Source organism: Ruegeria sp. CDSA034, assembly GCF_059612275.1.
This window is the reverse complement of sequence record NZ_JBXWQH010000004.1, coordinates 219,881-235,812: the sequence shown is the minus strand read 5'-3', so window position 1 is coordinate 235,812 and position 15,932 is coordinate 219,881. Positions and strand designations below refer to the sequence as shown.

General features: G+C 59.7%; 14 protein-coding genes. 4 read left to right on the top strand and 10 right to left on the bottom strand.

All coding sequences use genetic code 11. The features are described from left to right. Window positions 1-169 precede the first annotated feature (169 nt). The 4 genes from AC2FLJ_RS10410 to AC2FLJ_RS10395 are packed head-to-tail and all read right to left on the bottom strand — an operon-like array spanning window position 170 to window position 4,065. On the bottom strand, window positions 170-1,099 hold the full coding sequence (locus AC2FLJ_RS10410; RefSeq protein ID WP_496705664.1) for a metal ABC transporter permease: 930 nt from the start codon (window positions 1,097-1,099) through the stop codon (window positions 170-172). Then, window positions 1,096-2,301 carry a metal ABC transporter permease gene (locus AC2FLJ_RS10405; protein ID WP_496705662.1) on the bottom strand — a complete coding sequence of 402 codons (1,206 nt, stop codon included), beginning with the start codon at window positions 2,299-2,301 and terminating at the stop codon, window positions 1,096-1,098. Before AC2FLJ_RS10405 ends, AC2FLJ_RS10410 begins: the two co-directional genes overlap by 4 nt. Before the next feature lie 3 nt (window positions 2,302-2,304). Next, the gene (locus tag AC2FLJ_RS10400; protein ID WP_058274943.1) at window positions 2,305-3,108 is read right to left on the bottom strand and encodes a metal ABC transporter ATP-binding protein; all 804 of its coding nucleotides are present in this window, start codon (window positions 3,106-3,108) and stop codon (window positions 2,305-2,307) included. Window positions 3,109-3,111: 3 nt separating this feature from the next. Continuing rightward, on the bottom strand, window positions 3,112-4,065 hold the full coding sequence (locus AC2FLJ_RS10395) for a metal ABC transporter solute-binding protein, Zn/Mn family (protein WP_472724640.1): 954 nt from the start codon (window positions 4,063-4,065) through the stop codon (window positions 3,112-3,114). Window positions 4,066-4,263: 198 nt separating this feature from the next. On the opposite strand from AC2FLJ_RS10395, the gene deoC reads away from it, so the two are divergent. The 4 genes from deoC to AC2FLJ_RS10375 all read left to right on the top strand — a co-directional run bounded on the left by deoC (window position 4,264) and on the right by AC2FLJ_RS10375 (window position 8,756). Next, complete coding sequence (gene deoC / locus AC2FLJ_RS10390; protein ID WP_496705660.1) at window positions 4,264-5,262, top strand: deoxyribose-phosphate aldolase; 999 nt, start codon at window positions 4,264-4,266, stop codon at window positions 5,260-5,262. Window positions 5,263-5,273: 11 nt separating this feature from the next. After that, on the top strand, window positions 5,274-7,607 hold the full coding sequence (locus AC2FLJ_RS10385; protein ID WP_496705658.1) for an aldehyde dehydrogenase family protein: 2,334 nt from the start codon (window positions 5,274-5,276) through the stop codon (window positions 7,605-7,607). Window positions 7,608-7,631: 24 nt separating this feature from the next. Then, window positions 7,632-8,447, top strand: a complete 816-nt coding sequence (locus AC2FLJ_RS10380; protein ID WP_496697172.1) for an SDR family oxidoreductase — start codon at window positions 7,632-7,634, stop codon at window positions 8,445-8,447. An 87-nt stretch (window positions 8,448-8,534) separates the two neighbouring features. Continuing rightward, complete coding sequence (locus tag AC2FLJ_RS10375; protein ID WP_496705656.1) at window positions 8,535-8,756, top strand: CBU_0592 family membrane protein; 222 nt, start codon at window positions 8,535-8,537, stop codon at window positions 8,754-8,756. Between the two features lie 6 nt (window positions 8,757-8,762). Here the strand turns inward: AC2FLJ_RS10375 and AC2FLJ_RS10370 are convergent, their stop codons facing one another. The 6 genes from AC2FLJ_RS10370 to AC2FLJ_RS10345 form a co-directional block, all read right to left on the bottom strand. Then, complete coding sequence (locus AC2FLJ_RS10370; protein ID WP_496705654.1) at window positions 8,763-10,070, bottom strand: M16 family metallopeptidase; 1,308 nt, start codon at window positions 10,068-10,070, stop codon at window positions 8,763-8,765. Continuing rightward, on the bottom strand, window positions 10,067-11,407 hold the full coding sequence (locus AC2FLJ_RS10365) for a M16 family metallopeptidase (RefSeq protein ID WP_496705652.1): 1,341 nt from the start codon (window positions 11,405-11,407) through the stop codon (window positions 10,067-10,069). Before AC2FLJ_RS10365 ends, AC2FLJ_RS10370 begins: the two co-directional genes overlap by 4 nt. An 81-nt stretch (window positions 11,408-11,488) precedes the next feature. Beyond that, window positions 11,489-12,007, bottom strand: a complete 519-nt coding sequence (locus tag AC2FLJ_RS10360) for a DUF3035 domain-containing protein (RefSeq protein WP_496705650.1) — start codon at window positions 12,005-12,007, stop codon at window positions 11,489-11,491. 50 nt (window positions 12,008-12,057) lie between these two features. Continuing rightward, window positions 12,058-12,528: a signal peptidase II gene (gene lspA / locus AC2FLJ_RS10355; RefSeq protein WP_496705649.1), complete on the bottom strand. Its 471-nt coding sequence runs from the start codon at window positions 12,526-12,528 to the stop codon at window positions 12,058-12,060. Further along, a complete protein-coding gene (purH, locus tag AC2FLJ_RS10350) occupies window positions 12,528-14,117 on the bottom strand; it encodes a bifunctional phosphoribosylaminoimidazolecarboxamide formyltransferase/IMP cyclohydrolase (RefSeq protein WP_496705647.1) in 1,590 nt (529 codons plus the stop codon). The genes lspA and purH overlap by 1 nt, the downstream gene beginning before the upstream one ends. A gap of 22 nt (window positions 14,118-14,139) precedes the next feature. After that, entirely contained in the window at window positions 14,140-15,879 is a 1,740-nt protein-coding gene (locus AC2FLJ_RS10345) for a heparinase II/III family protein (RefSeq protein WP_496705646.1), read from the bottom strand. Window positions 15,880-15,932: the final 53 nt, after the last annotated feature.

Sequence of the window (15,932 nt, the reverse complement as noted above, 5' to 3'; positions counted from 1 at the left end):
CTGGGCGCGATTGCTCGAACGATCCGGAGTGAGTGGTGGTCATCCAATAATCAATGGGTCATTTCATACCACGAATACGGTTTCACGATGCGAAGACTCTCTGGGCCTCAAGTCGGGTGGCGAAGTTTGGCCGATACCACGCAGGACCCAGCGGCGGGAAAATGCCGGGTCAAGCGGCTCCGGGTGCACCCGCCCGCGTCCGGCACGGCCCCCACAAAGCCGCAAACGCAAGGATCAGACCAGACATCGTTGCGATCATGCCCGCTGCACTGACCGCGTCCGCCGCCCCTAGCCAGAGCGGACCATATCCAGCCAGCACATACCCGGAGACAGCCGACAGGATGGCAAAGACGATGCTCCACGCGATCTGGGATTCGAGCCGGTTGGTCATCATGCGCGCCGCCGCCGGGGGACAGATAAACATGGCAATCACAATGATCGAACCCACGGCGTCAAATGCCGCCACGGCGGCAATAGCTGCCGTGATCACAAGGGCCATGCCCAGAACTCCGGTCCGGACACCAATGGTGCGCGCGAACCCTTCGTCAAAGGTGGAAATCTTCAGCGGCCGCCAGAACAGCCATACAAAGACAGATACCGCCAGCAAAGTCAGCGCAATCCGAGGCAATTCCGGCGGCAACCCCGCCAGCGCCACGGGATCCAACACCGAAGACCAGCCCACAGCGTCCAACCAGATCAGGCTTTCCAGATTGCCATAAAGCGCATGTTCAACATCCAGGTGCACAGTCGAAGTATCGGTTTGTTCGAGCAGCAGCACACCGGCTGCAAACATCGTAGTGAAAACCACCCCCATCGCGGCACCCGCCTCGATCTGCCCCAGCCGCCTGACGGCTTCGATCAGAACCACAGCCACCACTGCCGCGCCCGCGGCGCCCAGCATCATTGGCCAGGTCGAAATCGTTCCGGTTAGCAGAAAGGCCACGACAATACCCGGCAGCACCACATGGCTGATCGCATCCCCGATCAGGGCCTGTTTGCGCAGGACCAGGAAGTTCCCGGGCAAAGCGCAAGCGATGGCGGCAAACGTGCCGATCAGCAAGGGTGTCAAAGACAGGGGTACGAATTCTTCACCGTTCATGCCGGAACCTCCTGCGGGCCGCCGATCTGGCGGTCGATCTCGGCGATCTGATCTTGGGTCAGGACGGTTTCGATGTCCCGCAACCCGTCGTACATCGCTGCCGTTGCCTCATGCATCTGATCGGCCCTGACGATTTCCCAGCGCTTTTCATCCCGCAGCGCCTTGGCAGCCCGGGCTTTGCCGATTTCGGTGGCCACGCCATCTGCCCGCGCAAAACCGGCACGCCGCAACAGGCGCAAGGTCAACGGCTCATAGATCTTTTGCCCTTGCGCCAGTGCCAGCAGACCCTGCCGAATGTGAACCCGACGCTGGAACCGCAGTTGCCGCAGAACCGCTGCCAGAACACCCCGAACAGGCGCAAGTAACAGGGACAGTGCGAAAAAGCCAAAGCTGACCAGAACAATGATCGGGCCGGTGGGCAAATTGGGGGCCGAGGCCGACATCGCCGCCCCCAGATAGCCCGCCAACCCTCCGGCCAGGCCAGCCAGCAGCACCACGCGGTCCGAGCGGTCCGTCCAGAACCGCGCCGTGACAGGTGGGATGATCAGCAGCGCCACAATCAGGATTAGCCCGACAATTTTCAGGCCCACCACGGTAACCGCCATGACCAGCCCCATCATCGCCAGATCAATCCGGTGCACCGGCAGCCCCCGGGCAGCGGCGTATTCCGGGTCGAAAGCCACCATGGTCATAGGTCGGCGGATGATCATGACCAGCAACAGCGTCGCTGCCCCACCGATTGCGATGACCAGCGCATCGGCCCACAACATCCCTGCGGTCGAGCCAAGCAGGAACCCTTCCAGCCCGGCCTGACGACCGACGCCCATGGTTTGGATCACGGTCAACAGCACGATGCCAAGACCGAAGAACACCGACAGGATGGCACCAATGGCGGCATCCTCGGCCAGTCGTGTTTGGCGTGTCAGCCAGTTCATGCAAAGTAATCCAACCCAGGCCGACACCGCCGATCCGGCCAGCAGACCGATCAGGTTGCGCCCATCGCCGCCAAGGGCGACCAAAACCATGAACCCAAGGCAGACACCGGGCAGAGTCGCGTGGCTGATTGCGTCGCTGACCAGCGCGCGTTTGCGCAGGAACAGAAACGTGCCGGTCACACCAGCGGATATACCCAGCAAGGTCGCACCAATCGCGACCAGCGTGGCGTTATAGCCCAGCTGCAGGGTCAGAGCATCCCAAAGCATGATTTACCCCAATGCGCGCGAAATCTGGTCGATCTGCGCAGTGGCCAAACGGCCGCCATACGCCGATTGCAGGGTTTCGGCGGTAAAGGCCTCGGCCACAGTTCCCTCGGCCACTTTGCGGGTATTGATCAGGAATACATGGTCGAAATAATCAGTCACCGTGGCCAGATCGTGATGCACGACAACAACGGTCTTGCCCGCCTCTTTCAGCGATTTCAGCACTGCGATGATTGCTTTTTCCGTCGCTGCATCGACACCTGCGAATGGCTCATCCAACAGATAAAGATCAGCATCCTGCGCCAGAGCACGGGCAAGAAAAACGCGCTGTTGCTGGCCGCCGGACAATTGACCAATCTGACGATCGGCAAAATCGCGCATCCCGACCCGGTTAAGACAGTCCATGGCCCGGGACATATGCCGGGCACGGACACGACCCAGCAAGCCCAGCTCGCGGGACAGACCCATCAACACAACATCAATCACGCGCGTCGGAAAATCCCAGTCGACGCTTGCGCGTTGCGGCACATAGGCAATTCGTGCACGCTGTTTCTCCAGCGGTTCACCAAAGACGGACACCTGCCCGGACAGGGGCGAAACGATGCCCAGCGCCGCCTTCAGAAGCGTAGACTTCCCCGCCCCGTTCGGGCCGATGATCGCCGTCATCGCGCCGGGTTGCACGGTCATATCCACCGAAAACACGGCAGGTTTCTGACCGTATGAGACAGTCAGGCCGCGAATGGCCAGCGGGCAGTCCTTTGTAATTTTTTCAGCAACCGAAGCACCCTGATGCGCAGCCAGCGACAGCATCGTTCAAGACCCCGCCGACAATTTGCCGTTCATGCCGCGTTCGGGCACGTCTGCGCCTAGCGCTCCGGCAATCACAGAGATGTTGTGATCCAGCATCCCGATATACGTGCCTTCATAGGTGCCCGGTTCACCCATTGCGTCGGAATACAGCTCTCCGCCGATGCCAACATCATGGCCTTTGGCCGCGGCCCCTTCGATCAGCGCGCGCATGGACCGATCAGAAACCGAGCTTTCCACGAAGACTGCCGTCAGCTGCTGATCCACCAAGGTATCGACCAGCTCGCCAATCCGGTTCAGACCGGCTTCGGACTGGGTCGAGATGCCCTGTATACCAAGCACCTCATAGCCGTATTCCTCACCGAAATAGCCAAAGGCGTCATGCGCCGTTACAAGCACACGGTTGTTTTCCGGTACGTCGGCCAGCACTTGTTTACCGTAGGCTTCCAACTGATCAATCTCGGCCAGATGTGTCTGCGCGTTCGCGGCGAAAAAATCAGCAGCCTCGGGGCGGGCCTCTGTCAGGGCTTCTTGAACCTCGACCACCACATCGCGCCAAACTGCCGGGCTCATCCATACATGCGGGTCATACTTATCGGCATAGTCGTCATGCGCGCGCAGTTTGGACTTATCGACACCTTCGGCCACAGCCACGACCGGACGTTTACGTCCGAGATCATGGAAGAAGTCTTCCATCTGCGCTTCAAGGTAAAGACCGTGCCACAGGATCAGATCCGCCCGGGTCATAGCAACGATGTCGCTGCGGGTCTGACGATAGGCATGCGGGTCGACGCCCGGGCCCATCAAGCCCTTGACCTCAACCTGATCGCCACCGATCTGACGTGCCGCATCAGCGATCATGCCCGTGGTGGCAACAACCTTCAGCGGCGCCTCGGCCCATGCCGCGAGGGGCAAAGCGGCGGCAAAAGCCATAACCGCGAGAAAACTACGACGAATCATTTTTGACCCCATTTAGGTATCCTCTTGAGAATGAATATGCGAACCATTCGCAACTAAGTCAACGCTATTGCGAATTATTCGCAAGAAAACCTCAAATTTGTCCATTTGGTCAAAAAAATTGCACACGGAAGGCCGCTATGCCTTCCAATTAGCGCCAAGCCGTGCGAATTTGGCGCAAACCTCCCAAAGGATGTGAAGATGGAAACGCAGAGCTCAGAAAGCCCCGTGCGCACCGCGCATCTGCCGCAAGTGACCGAGCCCAGAAACCCCGGTATGGATCTTGATCTGGACTGGGTACGCGCCGTGCAGGTCAATACTTCGGCCATTGAACGCCGCGCCGCGACCCTGCCCGGTCGTCGGTCCGTCAAAAAAGAATATCAGGCCGCATGGCTGTTAAAGGCGGTCACGATGATCGACCTGACCACCCTGTCGGGTGACGACACGGTTGGTCGAGTCCGCCGTCTGTGTGCCAAGGCACGGCAACCCGTTGCACCTTCGGTTCTGAAGGCGCTGGATATGCCGCCTATCACAACCGGGGCCGTTTGCGTCTATCACGACATGATCGAAACCGCTGCAGGCGCGCTGCATGGCACCGGCATACCTGTTGCCGCGGTTTCCACCGGCTTCCCGGCTGGTTTATCGCCATTCCATCTGCGCGTGGCCGAGATCGAAGAAAGCGTAAAGGCCGGGGCCGAAGAGATCGACATCGTGATCTCGCGCCGTCATGTCCTGTCGGGTGACTGGCAGGCATTGTATGATGAGATGAAGGCTTTCCGCGTCGCCTGCGGCGATGCACATGTCAAAGCCATCCTCGCCACCGGAGAGCTGGGCAGCCTGCGCAACGTCGCGCGTGCTTCGCTGGTTTGCATGATGGCCGGGGCGGATTTCATCAAGACCTCGACCGGCAAGGAAAGCGTCAACGCCACCTTGCCGGTTTCGCTGGTCATGATCCGCGCGATCCGCGACTATTATGACCGCACCGGATACCGGGTCGGCTATAAACCGGCAGGCGGCATATCCAAGGCCAAGGACGCGCTGGTTTACCTGTCGCTGATCAAGGACGAACTGGGCGACCGCTGGCTGGAGCCGGACTTGTTCCGTTTTGGCGCGTCGTCCTTGTTGGGCGATATCGAGCGACAGTTGGAACACTATGTAACTGGCGCATACTCCGCCGGTTACCGTCACTCCATGGGCTGAGGACAAAAACAATGACAGTCAAAGAGATATTCGAAACCATGGATTACGGCCCTGCCCCCGAAAGTGCCGCCGAGGCTCTGGCCTGGCTGGTCGATCAGGGCGACAAGTTCGGTCACTATATCGATGGTGCGTTCACCAAACCCGGCAAAGGGTTCGACAGCCGCAACCCGGCGACCGGAGAGGTTTTGGCCAAGCTGACGCAGGCCAAACAGGCCGATGTGGATGCTGCCGTTTCTGCCGCCCGAAAGGCGCAACCGAAATGGGAGAAGCTGGGCGGTGCAGGCCGTGCGCGGTACCTCTATGCCATCGCGCGCTTGTTGCAGAAGCATTCGCGCCTGTTTGCGGTGCTTGAGAGCCTCGACAACGGCAAGCCGATCCGTGAATCACGCGACATCGACATCCCGTTGGCGCAGCGTCATTTCTACTACCACGCGGGCATGGCGCAGCTGATGGAAAGCGAACTGCCCGATGCTGAGGCGTTGGGCGTCTGCGGGCAGATCATTCCGTGGAATTTCCCGCTGCTGATGCTGTCGTGGAAGATTGCCCCGGCCCTGGCCATGGGCAACACGGTGGTTTTGAAACCTGCCGAGTACACCTCGCTGACAGCCCTGTTGTTCGCCGATATCTGCACCCAAGCTGGATTGCCCAAAGGCGTAATCAACATCGTCACTGGTGACGGCGCAGTGGGTGAGATGATCGTGAACTCGGACGTGGACAAGATCGCCTTTACCGGCTCGACAGTTGTGGGCCGCCGCATCCGTGAAGCAACCGCGGGTTCCGGCAAGGAACTGACATTGGAGCTGGGCGGCAAGTCAGCCTACATCGTATTTGACGACGCCGATATCGACAGTGCCATAGAAGGTCTGGTCGATGCGATCTGGTTCAATCAGGGTCAGGTTTGCTGCGCAGGGTCCCGCTTGCTGGTCCAAGAAGGCATCGCGGACCGTTTCCACGAGAAGCTGCGTTCCCGGATGGACTCGCTGCGTATCGGCGATCCGCTGGATAAGTGCATCGATGTGGGCGCGGTTGTAGACCCTGTCCAACTGCAAACCATCAAAAGCATGGTCGAAAGCAACACCGCCGGTCACGTGCATCAAGCGACATGCGATCTGCCGGCGAACGGGTGTTATTACCCGCCGACGCTGATCTCGGGCCTCGAGACATCCGACCCGCTGATGCAAGAAGAAATCTTTGGTCCGGTTCTGGTGTCGTCAACCTTCCGCACACCGGAAGAGGCGGTCGAGCTGGCCAACAACACCCGTTACGGGCTGGCCGCGACCGTGTGGACCGAGAACGTGAACCTTGCACTGGATATCGCGCCCAAACTGGTCGCGGGCGTGGTTTGGGTGAATGCCACCAACCTGTTCGACGCGGCAGCCGGATTCGGCGGCGTGCGCGAAAGCGGCTTTGGCCGTGAAGGCGGCTGGGAAGGGCTGACGGCCTATACCAGGCTCAAAGGCAAAGCTAAGCCGTTGGCGAAGGTCGAAGCGGCCATCGGCGAGGGCTCTCCGGTCGATCCGATTGACCGTACCGCCAAGATGTATGTCGGAGGCAAGCAGGCACGGCCCGATAGCGGCTATTCGAAACCCGTCTGGGGTAAATCCGGGCTGTTGGGCCACGTGAGCCTCGCCAATCGCAAGGACGTCCGCAATGCGGTTGAAGCTGCGGCAGGGGCCAAAGGTTGGTCCAAGACCACCGGCCATCTGCGGGCACAGATCCTGTATTACATCGGCGAAAACCTCTCGGCTCGCGCCGACGAGTTTGCCGCTCGCATCGACGCAATGACCGGCAAGAAAGACGGTGCGAAAGAGGTCCAAGCTTCAATCCAACGCCTGTTCTCCGCCGCCGCTTGGGCCGACAAATATGACGGTCAGGTGCACGGCGTTCCGATCCGTGGCGTGGCGATTGCCATGAAGGAATCCGTGGGTGTCATCGGCGCGCTTTGTGCGGATGAGGCGCCTTTGTTGGGTCTGGTCTCGGCCATGGCCCCGGCGATTGCGATGGGGAATCGGACAGTTCTGGTGGCTTCGGAGCCCTACCCGCTGGCGGCTACCGATTTCTACCAAATCCTCGAAACCTCGGACGTGCCCGCCGGTGTAGTCAACATCCTGACCGGCAGCCATGCGGAATTGGCGAAACCGCTGGCCTCGCACCTGAATGTCGATGCGGTCTGGTCGTTCTCATCCACCGACTTGTCGAAAGAGATCGAGGTCGTCTCGGCTGGGAACCTGAAACGGACCTGGGTGAATAACGCGACGGCATTTGATTGGGGCGTGGACCATTCTCGCCGCTTCCTGCAGGCTGCGACCGAAGTCAAAAACATCTGGGTGCCCTACGGCGAGTAGGGCTCCCCGCCAAGGGAGGCCTACATGGACTTTTCAGAAAAAACCGTCGTCGTCATCGGTGGAACCAGCGGTATCAATCGCGGCATTGCCGAGGCCTTTGCGGCCTCGGGTGCCAAACTGGCGGTCGCCAGCCGGTCGCAGGAAAAGGTCGATGACACCGTTGCTGCGCTGAAAGCTGCGGGGGCCCAAGACGCCATCGGTACGGCGTTCGATGTACGTGACCCGGAGGCAGTCGCTGAGGGCCTCAAACAGTTCTACGATGTATTCGGTGACTTCGACGTTTTGGTGTCGGGCGCAGCAGGTAATTTTCCGGCGCTCGCGGCAGAGATGTCGGTCAATGCGTTCAAGACCGTGATCGATATCGACCTGATGGGCACGATCCACGTGATGAAGGGGGCCTATCCTTTCCTCAAGCGTCCGGGTGCCAGCATCATCAACATCTCGGCCCCGCAATCCTACCTGCCTTACGAAGGCCAGGCCCATGTCTGTGCCGCCAAGGCAGGCGTGGATCAGATCACCCGCACCCTGTCGATGGAATGGGGCGTCGAGGGTATCCGCGTGAACTCGGTCGTGCCGGGCTTTATCGAGGGCACCGAAGGGGCCAAGCGTTTGGCCCCCACGCCGGATGCCGGAGAAGCGTTGCGTAAGGACGTCCCCCTGGGCCGTTGGGGTCAGCCGCAGGACGTGGCGAACGCCTGTATGTTCCTAAGTTCTGATCTGGCTAGCTATATCAGCGGCACGGTTCTGGCCGTCGATGGCGCGTTGTACCAACGTGGCTCGGGCAAGTTCGGCCAGATGATGGGGCAAATGTTGCGCGCGCAGGCGAAAGCACGCTCATAAAACCCATTAACCTGTGAGGTTGTTCATTTACGGCTTCACGTAATTGGCACAGCGTAAGACCCATTCATTGCGAGGGTGGGTCCTTACATGCTGAATAGTCCATTTGAATTTACCGAGTTTGTCGAATTGGCCACCATGATCGGCGTGGCCGGGGCTGGCCTTTACATTCTGAACTACTTTTTACTGCAAATCGGCATAGTCCGCGGCAATGGCGTGCTCTACCCGTTTCTAGTTATCGTTGCTGCAACCTGCGTTCTGATCAGCAACAAGCATACGCTTCGGGCACAGAAACAGCCCGTCGCGGCCTGAACGGGTTTAGCCGTCCAGACCTTCAGGCTTACCGACAATGGTGAAGTGGAGCCCATCAGGGTCCAGCAATTCGCTGGCGACCCGGTTGATCTCTTCAAGCGTGATCGCATTCACCTTGTCGTTGCGGGTGGCAATATAGTCGATGGGCAGATCTTCCATCTGCATCCCGACCATGATCCCCGCGATCTGGCCATTGCCATCAAACCTTAGCGGGTAAGCGCCCGTCAGGTAGGTTTTGGCATCGTCCAATTCTTTCTGGGTTACACCTTCGGACGCGGCACGAGCCCACTCGTCGCGGATCACCTCGACCGCTTCGGCAATGCGATCATTGCTTGACGACACGGACCCCAGATAGATCGAGGCCAGGTCCTTGGGCACCAGATAAGTGCCGATTCCGTAGGTCAAGCCACGCTTTTCTCTCACTTCCTGCATCAGGCGGCTTTCAAACCCGCCCCCGCCAAGGATGTGGTTCAGGACAAAGGCGGCAAAGAAATCGGGATCATCGCGGTCAATGCCGGCATGTCCGAACAGGGCCACAGATTGCGGCGTGTCGAACTCGACAACGCTGACACCACCGGGAATGGACACATCAGCACGTTCAGGGATCGGCTTTCCAGTTTTTGGCAGGTCGGCCAGCAGTTTATCCAGCAACGCGCCCAGCTCTTCGGGGGTGATGTCACCCACTGCGCCGACATACATCCGGTCTTGGACAAAGACATCCTGATAGGCGGTGACCACGTCATCGCGCGTCAGCGCGGTCACGCTTTCGATCGTACCCTTACCTTCGGTGCCGTAAGGGTGGTCGCCATAGGCCATTTGGGCAAAGTTACGACCCGCAATGTCATTCGGGTCGGTTTGATCGGATTTAAGGCCGGACAGCACCTGCGCCTTTACCCGGTCCACCGCGTCCTGATCGAAGCGCGGCTCGTGAATGGTGGTGCGCAACAGGTCGATCACGTCGTCCCGGTTTTCGGTCAGGAACTGCGCGGTGATCGATACCGAGTCATCAGTTGCACCGTACCGGAACGAGGCCGCCAGCGATTCCAGCTCACGCGCATAGGTGCGGGCATCCATGTCACCTGCGCCTTCCTCAATCAGGCCGCTCATCAGGTAGACCGCACCGCGTTTGTCCGCGTCATCCAGCGATGTGCCGCCGCGAAAACGCAGCTCCAGCGCGGTGAAGGGGATCGAGTGATCCTCGACCAGCCATGCGGTGATCCCACCAGGAGAGGTGACCTCTTTGATTTCGATATCAGCCCAGGCAGCGGGCAGAGCGACAACGAATGCGATCAGGGTTGCGAAAATCCGTTTCATTGTGTCACCTCATCATCGCGCATCAGCCAGCCGGTGACGGATGTTTCCGGTTGTATTACCTCGCGGGCAGCGGCGATGATCTCATCCCCAGTGACAGCTTGCAGAATATCGGGCCAGGCCTGCACGTCCCCAACCGTCAGGCCGCTGGTCAACGCACGGCCATAGCGGTTGCCAATCCCATCCACATTGTCGCGCGCATAGGTTTGAGCTGCCCGTAGCTGCATCTTGATCCGATCGAGGTCTTCCTCGTTCACACCCTCAGCGATGAAGTCGGCAACCACCTGATCCATTGCATCTTCGGCCTCTTGCAGGGAAACGCCTGCGGCCGGGACAACGATAAGGTCAAAGGTCGTATCATCCAGCGAGACACCCCGATAGAACGCCCCGGTGTAGACAACCTTCTGCTGCTCGAACTGCAGCTTTTCGTTCAGGTAGGATGTCGTGCTTCCGCCCAACAGTTCTGCCAACAAAAACAGAGCAGCCGCTTTTTCCTGTTCGCCCGGATCACGCTCGGGTGCCAGATAGCTGCGCTGCACATAGGGCTGCGACACGCGCGCATCTTTATATGTCAGACGGCGTTCTGCCGTTTGCGGCGGTTCCTGCGACCGGACCCGTTCTGGCAAGTCAGGGTTGGCGGGGATCACGCCGTAATACTGCTCGGCCAGCGATTTGACCTCGTCAGGTTCGACATCACCGGTGACGACCAGAATGGCGTTATTGGGCGCGTAGTGGGTCTGGTAGAAGGACAGCGCGTCCTCCATGTCCAGCGTTTCCATCTCGTGCCGCCAGCCGATGATTGGCACGCCGTAGCGATGGTTGAGGTATTGCGACGCGCTCATCTGTTCGCCAAACAGGGCACGCGGGCTGTTGTCCGTGCGCTGGTTGCGTTCCTCAAGGATCACGTCGCGCTCGGTGACAATATCATTTTCGCTCAGGCGAATATTGCGCATCCGATCCGCTTCCATCCGCATCATCAATTCCAGCCGGTCGGCGGCAACGCGTTGGAAATACGCGGTATAATCATACGAAGTGAACGCGTTGTCGGTACCGCCATTGGCCGCAACGGTGGCCGAAAATTCGCCCGGGGCCAAAGTGTCAGTGCCTTTAAACAGCAGGTGTTCCAGGAAATGCGCCACGCCCGATGATCCCACGGGCTCATCTGCTGACCCTGCGCGATACCAGACCATATGCTGCACAACCGGTGCGCGGTGATCTTCGATCACGACGACATCCATGCCGTTGTCCAGCGTAAAGGTAGTGACCGCTTCGTGCCCCTCGCTTGCAGCAAGAGGGGTTGCGGCCATCAGGGCTGCCGACAATGCCAGGGCCCGAACCATAGGGCGTCCTCCGTTTGATTTATGCTGTTCAAACTACGGTGGCACCACGCGGGTTCAAGGCCAATGACGAAAAGTTAAAGATTATTCATCTACCGGTGGCGCCGATGGTGTTTCGATCCCGGCTTGGCGTGCAGCCTCATTCTGACGGTCGGGATTCAACGTTTCGCGGCGGTAGACCTGCGAATACCGATCCACGTTGAACAAGCGCAAGCGCGTCAGGCGGCTCTGCTTTCTGCGGAACTCTGCATCCTCGGCATCAACCACCTGCCGGGCATTCGCCGGAACCCCATACCGGCTGGAGGCCGTCACAAGGGCCGCGTCCGTGGACGGGATGGCCGTATTTGCGTTCAGCGAAGATTCGTTCCCGCCAAGGGCAACGACAGCTTCCGCCTTAGGGTTCGGATCGGTCAGGTTATTCCCCCCCAGCGTAGGCGCAGGCAGGAACTTGTAATCCTTGGGCTGAGTCAGCGGTTTGACAGGCAGGACCGAGAATTCGTCCGGCCCTTGCCCAGGCGCTTCAAGATGGCGCAGTCCGATATCGGAACAGCCTGCAGCCGCAAAGGCCAATGTCAAAGCAAATATGGAACGCGGCAGCCGCATCAGAGTCTCCAGCCTGTTTCAGGCGCTTTTATCGCATTTCAAATGGCGCGTCACGAGGCCTTTTTGCCTTCGAACAGCACCAGACCAATCGCTCCCGCAAAAATGAACACATCAGCAAGGTTGAACACGAAAGGGTTGTTGATGCCGCAACAGGACATGTTCAGGAAATCCAGAACATAACCATAAAGCAGGCGATCCACGACGTTGCCCAGCGCCCCGCCAATCAGCAACCCGCCGCAAACCAGCATCAGTTTCGACGGGGCTGTGCGCATCAGCCAGATCAGCACACCGATTGCGATGACTATGGAAACTCCGATCAACGCCCATCGGGCAGCATCGGTATTGCCCTGAAACAGGCCGAAATTGATGCCCCGATTCTCACCGTATTTGAACACCAGCAACGGCGGCAGGACATCGATGTTCCCATCAGCCACGCGCATCACGCGAACGACGAGATACTTGCTGATTTGGTCGATCAGTAACGCAGCCAGTGCGGCCCAGAGAAGCAGACGATAGCGCATCAGTGGCGGAAGTGGCGCATGCCGGTAAAGACCATGGCCAGACCGGCCTCATCCGCGGCTGCGATCACCTCTTCATCGCGCATCGAGCCACCCGGCTGGATAACACAGGTCGCGCCGGCCTCGGCCGCTTCCATCAGACCGTCCGGGAACGGGAAAAACGCATCCGACGCCACGGCGGACCCGATTGTCAGTGGTTGGGCCAAGCCCAGAGCATCGGCCATGCGCTCGGCTTTCTTCGCTGCAATCATCGCCGAGTCCAGGCGGCTCATCTGCCCGGCACCCACACCCACGGTTGCTCCGTCTTTGACATAGACGATGGCATTGGATTTGACGTGTTTCGCCACTTTCCACGCAAACAGAAGATCGCGCATCTGTTCCTCGGTCGGGAATTTCTTAGTGACGACCTTCAGGTCATCCAGGCCAACAAATCCGTTGTCCTTATCCTGCACCAGAAGGCCACCGGCTACCTGACGGACGGTTTTGCCACCTGTGGTCACGTCTGGCAGGCCATCGGTTGTCAGCAGACGCAGGTTCTTTTTGGCGGCAAAGATTGCCTTGGCCTCATCCGACGCACCCGGAGCGATCACAACTTCGGTGAAAATTCCGGTGATTTCCTGCGCGGTTTCGGCATCCAGCGGCTGGTTCAGCGCAATGATCCCGCCAAAGGCCGAAGTGCGGTCACAATCAAACGCGGCCTTATAGGCCTCGATCAATGTCGCGCCCTTGGCAACACCGCAGGGGTTGGCATGCTTGATGATCGCGCAGGCTGCGCCTTGCGCCGGATCGAACTCGGCCACCAGTTCAAATGCCGCGTCTGTGTCGTTGATATTGTTGTAGCTCAGTTCCTTGCCCTGATGCTGCACCGCTGTCGCCACACCGGGGCGGTTGGTGCCATCGGTGTAGAAGACCGCCTGTTGGTGGCTGTTTTCGCCATAACGCAAGGTCTGCTTCAATTCTCCGGCAAAGGCGCGACGGCGCGGGGCCTCGGCGGCCAGCGCATCGGCCATCCAATTCGACACGGCCGCGTCATAGGCGGCGGTACGAGCATAGGCTGTCTGCGCCAGGTTCTGACGGAAAGCATAGGAAGTCTGCCCATCGTTAGCCGCCAGCTCAGCCAGCAGCGCGTCGTAATCCTGAACATCCACAACCACATTTACAAAAGCGTGGTTTTTCGAGGCCGCGCGGATCATCGCCGGGCCACCGATATCGATGTTTTCGATGCATTCGTCGTAACCCGCACCTTTGGCTACCGTGGCCTCGAACGGATAGAGGTTCACCACCAGCAGGTCGATCGCGCCGATGCCATGTTCGTCCATCGCCGCCACGTGGCTGTCATTGTCGCGCAGGGCCAGCAGCCCGCCATGCACCATCGGATGCAGCGTTTTCACGCGGCCATCCATCATCTCGGGGAAGCCGGTAATCTCGCTGACATCCTTCACCGCAAGCCCTGCATCGCGCAGCGCCTTGGCTGTACCTCCGGTAGACAGCAATTCGACCCCACGCTCGGTCAGTGCCTTTCCCAGCTCGATCAGCCCGGTCTTGTCGGAAACGGAAAGCAACGCGCGGCGCACGGGGTGAAGATCGGTCATGGGGTCAAAGGTCCTTTTGGCGTCAGTCAAACTCGGGCTCGACCCGGTGTATATCCCGCACGGCATAGGCTGTGTCCTGGGCCTTGCTCAGCGTCCACCGGATGCGCGTCGCATACTCCATTGCGCGGCCAGATAGAACGATCTGTTTTGTCGCGCGTGGTTTTAAACGCCCGTTTTCCAAATAAACGCTTGGTTCTACAGACAATTTTCCGACGCCATCATGGCGGAAAACCCAGATCTCACCACTTTTCAGCGCCATCGACACCGCAGCGCCCCCCAGATCCAGTGCCGCATCCACGTCCGGATGCAGGTGAAATCGGATGTCAAAGGCGATACCCTTCAGACCCGAGGCGTCCATCGCCTTGTCAAATTGGCGCTTCGCCTTGTCGGTGGCCGTCAGCAGAATATCCTCGCAGGCCAGCTCACGCCCATCAAAGCGCAGCTCAAAGGTACGCGCATGAGTCAATCCGAAGACCTTGGTATACCCGTCATGCCCGGCCATGAATCGCGTGCCTTCAAAGGCATCCTCGAAATCAATGGGAACCTCATGCGGCGCATCCACCAGTGCCTCGCGTTCGGCGCCCTGCGTCGGTGGCGCCAGCCGAGCGCTTGAATACCCATCAAGGCACAGTGTCGAATGCGACGGTGTCGCCCGACCCGCACGCCGCCATTCCGTCCCAAAGCTTTCGCCCGATCCGCAATTGACCACCAGTGGTCTGCGGCCCGACGTCAGTTCGAAAGCGAGGGTCGAAGCATGGGCGTTGTATGACGCCGCCCCCTTGGGTGGAGTGGCGGCATCCACAATCACGCTGGTTCTGGCCGCATAAAGTCGCGCAAATCCCATGGACAGCCCCGTGGTGTGATGTGGCCTGACACCGCTTTGCGCCAGTGCCTGATCCAAACGCCCTTCGACACCGCGCCCACCGCCGTGAAACCGGGCCAAAGCCCCGTCCGCATGGCGCAGGCTGCGCAAGGTGGGGGCCATGCGTTTGATCGCACTTGCCTGCGCCCCGGGCGTGCCCCGGCCCAACGCGCTGAGCGCGGCCGAGGTCCATGAAAGCAGCATAAAGACCTCAAGCAGCTCTTCGGGGTTGCGGGTTGGGATACCGCCCTGTTCGTCTACCTGACTGTCACACTCGCGTGCCAAAGCACGAAGGGCAGGATCAGCCATTTGCTCCAACCCCTCCAGCGCCAGACCAGCCTGCACCAGCCCGGCAAGCGCCTCAAACCGGGGAAGACCGGGTGTCGCTGCCTTCCAACGCTTGGACAAAAACCATGTCTGTTGGGCCAACGAACGGAAAAACATCCTGCTTTGGTGTTCATCTGCGCCGCGCAACAGGAAAATCGCATGGTTAATCCAGCGTATGACGCGCCGGCCGGTCAGATCAGGTGCCCAGCCCGGCCCCTGACCGCGACCATGCGCGTTGATCCAGCCCCAGACCCACCGCTGGGCCTTTTCACGCGCGCGCATATCGCCAACAGCCGCCAGATCGTCGAGCCAGGCAAAGCCGTGGCGTTCATTGTCAAACCCGGTACTGGGCGCGGTCACATCCCACAGCTCGGTATCCTGAGCCTCGACCAAAAAGCCTGCGAACAGCAGATTTCCGGCGACCAACTGACGCCCGCGCGCAAATGAGCCGACCGTGCGTGGTTCCGGCTCGCCAACAAACCCCGAGACCGCTTTGCGACGCTGGCTGAGCCGCGCGTAGAGACGGTTCTGAAACCGTGTCCACTGATTGGTCATGGTATCTGTCTTCGACATGACGCTCGTTACTCTGCCCCTTGCGCTCTGCTGGCGCCTGAGACCCAACGATA

Excerpts from the sequence above, each read along its gene's own strand:
- AC2FLJ_RS10365 (WP_496705652.1), bottom strand. The coding sequence starts at position 11,407 with ATGGTTCGGGCCCTGGCATTGTCGGCAGCCCTGATGGCCGCAACCCCT.
- AC2FLJ_RS10385 (WP_496705658.1), top strand. The coding sequence starts at position 5,274 with ATGACAGTCAAAGAGATATTCGAAACCATGGATTACGGCCCTGCCCCC.
- purH (WP_496705647.1), bottom strand. The coding sequence starts at position 14,117 with ATGACCGATCTTCACCCCGTGCGCCGCGCGTTGCTTTCCGTTTCCGAC.
- AC2FLJ_RS10410 (WP_496705664.1), bottom strand. The coding sequence starts at position 1,099 with ATGAACGGTGAAGAATTCGTACCCCTGTCTTTGACACCCTTGCTGATC.
- deoC (WP_496705660.1), top strand. The coding sequence starts at position 4,264 with ATGGAAACGCAGAGCTCAGAAAGCCCCGTGCGCACCGCGCATCTGCCG.
- AC2FLJ_RS10395 (WP_472724640.1), bottom strand. The coding sequence starts at position 4,065 with ATGATTCGTCGTAGTTTTCTCGCGGTTATGGCTTTTGCCGCCGCTTTG.
- AC2FLJ_RS10345 (WP_496705646.1), bottom strand. The coding sequence starts at position 15,879 with ATGTCGAAGACAGATACCATGACCAATCAGTGGACACGGTTTCAGAAC.
- AC2FLJ_RS10375 (WP_496705656.1), top strand. The coding sequence starts at position 8,535 with ATGCTGAATAGTCCATTTGAATTTACCGAGTTTGTCGAATTGGCCACC.
- AC2FLJ_RS10380 (WP_496697172.1), top strand. The coding sequence starts at position 7,632 with ATGGACTTTTCAGAAAAAACCGTCGTCGTCATCGGTGGAACCAGCGGT.
- lspA (WP_496705649.1), bottom strand. The coding sequence starts at position 12,528 with ATGCGCTATCGTCTGCTTCTCTGGGCCGCACTGGCTGCGTTACTGATC.
- AC2FLJ_RS10405 (WP_496705662.1), bottom strand. The coding sequence starts at position 2,301 with ATGCTTTGGGATGCTCTGACCCTGCAGCTGGGCTATAACGCCACGCTG.
- AC2FLJ_RS10370 (WP_496705654.1), bottom strand. The coding sequence starts at position 10,070 with ATGAAACGGATTTTCGCAACCCTGATCGCATTCGTTGTCGCTCTGCCC.
- AC2FLJ_RS10360 (WP_496705650.1), bottom strand. The coding sequence starts at position 12,007 with ATGCGGCTGCCGCGTTCCATATTTGCTTTGACATTGGCCTTTGCGGCT.
- AC2FLJ_RS10400 (WP_058274943.1), bottom strand. The coding sequence starts at position 3,108 with ATGCTGTCGCTGGCTGCGCATCAGGGTGCTTCGGTTGCTGAAAAAATT.